This window comes from Xanthomonas cissicola (assembly GCF_008801575.1).
In the GTDB taxonomy this organism is placed as follows: domain Bacteria; phylum Pseudomonadota; class Gammaproteobacteria; order Xanthomonadales; family Xanthomonadaceae; genus Xanthomonas; species Xanthomonas cissicola.
On the sequence record NZ_VZPL01000158.1, the window covers coordinates 1 to 2814 of the forward strand.

The 2814-nt window shown below is 57.1% G+C and carries 1 protein-coding gene and 1 pseudogene; one reads left to right on the plus strand and one right to left on the minus strand.

All coding sequences use genetic code 11. The features are described from left to right. The first annotated feature begins 615 nt into the window (after nt 1-615). Nucleotides 616-1806 carry a lipase family protein gene (locus tag F7R02_RS24810; protein ID WP_078590044.1) on the plus strand — a complete coding sequence of 397 codons (1191 nt, stop codon included), beginning with the start codon at nt 616-618 and terminating at the stop codon, nt 1804-1806. 552 nt (nt 1807-2358) lie between these two features. On the opposite strand, the pseudogene F7R02_RS24825 reads toward F7R02_RS24810, so the two are convergent. Next, nucleotides 2359-2670: pseudogene (locus tag F7R02_RS24825) on the minus strand (IS3 family transposase); the annotation flags it as partial. Nucleotides 2671-2814 lie beyond the last annotated feature (144 nt).

A 2814-nucleotide genomic window follows, 5' to 3' on the forward strand; every position in this document is an offset into this window, starting at 1 on the left:
GCGCCGGGTCTGCTTGCGCTTGCCCAGGCCCTCAGCGTCACCGAACGTCAGCTGCATAGATGATCCTCTACATGATGAGGCGGGTAGTGTCGCGTATCTGTGGTGCGTTGTTCAGAGCTTCCTTAGCGCGCTTTATTTTCCGTTTTCTGAGACGCCCCCTATGTAGTTCAGCGAGGATATCGGACATGCTCCGTCTCAGCCGAGGATTCAGCGCACTGTATGCTGGGAAGCAGTCAGGTCGCATGACGATGGGCACGGGCTTCGCGTACGATTTTTCCGTTTTCTGAGATGGCCCAGAAATGCCAACCCGCATCACAACCAAGCATGGGCAGACATCGACGCCCGGTGGCCGCCATCAGTGGTTGCGTTCGCATAGCCGCGGCGCAACGCGAAACCAAGCATCGGCTATGCTGAACCCCTCCGGGAATCCTGGGGGGCTTCATTCTATGAGGCATTTGTGGGACAGTGCCGCCCGGCATTGCTGCATCCATAAACGGCGATCACACACACCATTAAAATTTTTAAGATCGTAAATATAGAATAATGCAAATTATAACTTTTAACCATACTCTGAGCCGGCTTGCGCTAATTACGCCGCTTGTAGCGTTGCCCTATATGGCAACTGCGGCAACTGCGGCAACTGCGGCAACTGCGGCAACTCAACGCGGCGACGTCATCAGCAGTCGCGTACTGACTACCTTTACCAATGCTCAGATCGCCAAACAATTGGGTAAACAAGGCGACGCTCCACCACCACGCTGCGACGTCAGCGTCGCGGAAATCGTCTACGCGACCATCGGCGTGCATGACGAACCCACAACCGCTTCCGCCGCCGTCCTGATTCCCTCCGGTATCAACTGTGCGACGCCGTATCCCCTGCTGGGATGGGGGCAGGGCGCACAGCTTAAGAGGAACAGTTCGCAGGCAGAAGGATTCCGAGTATCGCGCGGCAACCATGAGGTGATCAGCCAGTTTGCGGCACAAGGGTATGCGGTGGTGGCGACCGATTACTTGGGTATTGGCAAGTCCAGCTATCCCTTTGCACCTCATCTTCAGGCCGCGCCTGAAGCCAGCGCCATCGTAGATGCGCTACGCGCCGCGCGAGTCCTGCTGGCACAGCGGCATGCGCCGCTTTCGGGCAAGGTCATGCTCTCCGGGTTTTCCAGTGGCGCCCATGCCGTGATGGCTGCACAACGCGAGATCGAGTTACACCTGTCCAGCGAATTCAACTTGGTCGCAAGTGGTCCTATCTCCGGGCCCTATCTCCTTTCCAGGACCGTGCCGAAAAACTGGGGAGGCCCCAAGGCCGAGGGACTCAACACGCTCACGCTCGTACTCAACACCTTTACCTTGATCGGAATGCAGCACACCTACTCCAATCTCTACACGACACCAATGCAGGTGTTTCAGCAGCCATTGGCGAACAAGATCGAGAGTCTGTTCCCCGGGAAATTCGATGCGATCACGCTTGGGCTCGAACAACTGCCCGAAGTTAAGGACGTATTTCAACCGGAGTTCGCGCGCGACTTTGTCAGCAATCCCCAAAATGAATTCATGAAAGACCTATTGCGCAACGACCTGGTTAACTGGACCCCACGTACACCCACGCTGCTCTGCGGAGTGCATCAAGACAATGTAGTTCCATTCAGCGTTGCACAGGAGACGCTCACCGATTTCAGGCGTAATGGCAGCAAGCAGGTGAAACTCATCGCCGTCACACCCGATGATTCCCCGCTTGTGCACCTCTCCAGCAAGACGCCCTGTATGGCTGCCGTGCGCACTCAATTGCTGGACCAGCAGCGTTGAATGAACCGCGCGTGCATCTACTGTTGTACGCACGGTTCAAGCGGTGGGTCATGGGTGAGCGGGCCTGCCGATTGCAGGTCGTTCCGAGGGTCGGCAGGGATTCGTGTAAAAAACAGCCAACAGTGAGCTAACTCGCTGTCAGCACAGAAGTTTTTCACAACTCCCTGCCGGCCCTATGGATGCGCTAGTGGAAGAGTTGGATCTGGGGTGACAAAATTCCGGCGTACTGCCCCATCCTATGACGGCCTGGCCGAGTTCTCCGAAGAGCACAAGCCACGGGTGGCTCAACTGCTGGTTACATTGAGCGTGGTTACCAAGCGTTTCGTGAAAGCGGCAACCTGCAAGTCTTCCAGCCACACGACAACGAGCTGGGCAGCCTGCACCGCCAATGGCTGTCCGATTTGGACAGCTTAAAGACTTTTTACGCGCGACGGGCACTGACCTCAAAGCGTTAACGAAGCGTTCGCACGCCTTGCCGGACGTATCAAGCAACTTGCCGAGTGATCGCTCGGGATGGGTGGCGGAAATTTCGGCGGTTCCGGCTTACAACCCCTGCCTGGAAAACAGATCGATCACCACAGCCAGGTACATCCAGCCTTCATGCGTACGGATGAAGGTGAAGTCGCTCGCCCAGGCCGTGTCCGGCTCGGTCACGTCGAACTGTCGATCCAGCAGGTTGGCTGCCGCCTTGCACGGCGTTCCGCCATGGAAGCGCGGCTTGCGGCCATAGCCCACCTGGGCACGCAGTCCCTCGGTGCGCATCAATCGATGCACCCGATGGCGACTGCAACGCTCACCCAGATCGCGTAGATCCTTGGCAATCTTGCGATGCCCATAGACACTGCCGCTGGCCAACCAGTGGTGAGGGTCGGCAGGGATTCGTGTAAAAAACAGCCAAAAGTGAGCTAACTCGCTGTCAGCACAGAAATTTTTCACAACCTTCTGCCGATCCTCCATGCGGGTCCGTGATCGCCTTCATGTCTGCGCCTCACCCTGGTCGTCGAGGGT